Genomic DNA, 1,021 nt, shown 5'->3' on the forward strand with positions numbered 1-1,021 from the left:
AGCTTCTTGATTATTCTTATATATTGTGTATATACAACTAGTTCAAGGAGAATACGCAGGTAGATATCCATGATCAATCCCACAATTCTATACTGATAGTTTACGTGCTCTTTTAAATAGAAGTTATCCTAGTTTAGAATGATCTATAAGTAGCCCACCTAAACCTCATTCATTCGTGAGTCTTCCATTACAATCTTCATCATTTTTTTTATCATTTTTTAGATTATCATCATATGGGGAACAAAAAGAAATCAGTGGGAGGCAAAATTAATTTTCTTGAACTTTTAACTTTCATCCAATTTTTAACTCATAAACTAACTTTAACACCACCAAAACCTCACCTTTTTGTGACCTCAAATTTACAAGCATCTATTTGGAACTGACCTTCTAAATCTCGTATTACTGAAATATCTAAAGCCATCTGAATGAATATGATTAAGAAGTTTAAAATATTTATTTTTTTTGCTCTACCTACTATGTTAATAGTTAAAGGTATATATATTTGTTATGATCAGGAGATATGAACTCTGGTATTTTTTACTCAAAATTTGGTAAAAAATTTCCCTTTTTTTGGCTTAAGATTATTTAATATGATTTGAGTAGAGTCCAATTTAGGAGTAGAAGCGTCCAATTTAGGAGTAGAAGCTCCTAAAGCTTCTTCAATATTTTTAGATCTTCATCTTTGAACCTTGATGTACCTATTTGGTAGTTTAGCTAGAATTTTTGGAGAACTATATTATAGTGATTTTGAATTACCTGCGGGTGTAGGTGGTGAGTCTTGTGAAAAAAAAACACCATCTCCACGTGGACCTTTAACTTTATATAAAAAAGGTTCAGACTCAGGTGCATCAGGAGGTTCAGATTCACCTCCATCTGCAAAAGGAAATTCAGGTGCAAGCTCAGGTCCTAATCAAGACCGATTAGCACCAGAAACAGATTCAGAGGATGAAACAACACAAACAGATCAAGGTCCTAGATCCCGAGGTTATCGTAAAACAAGAACACGCTCAATGGTGCGTAG

Annotated in this window: 1 protein-coding gene; it reads left to right on the forward strand. The window is 33.2% G+C overall.

Annotation, left to right across the window (positions count from 1 at the left end; all coding sequences use genetic code 11):
* Positions 1-692: 692 nt before the first annotated feature.
* Positions 693-1,021 (forward strand): hypothetical protein (locus tag IEW49_RS13320; protein WP_229658235.1); only part of this gene is annotated, 329 nt, incomplete at its 3' end.

Origin of the sequence: Pseudoblastomonas marina, assembly GCF_014641655.1 — a bacterium.
Classification (GTDB): domain Bacteria; phylum Pseudomonadota; class Alphaproteobacteria; order Sphingomonadales; family Sphingomonadaceae; genus Alteriqipengyuania_A; species Alteriqipengyuania_A marina.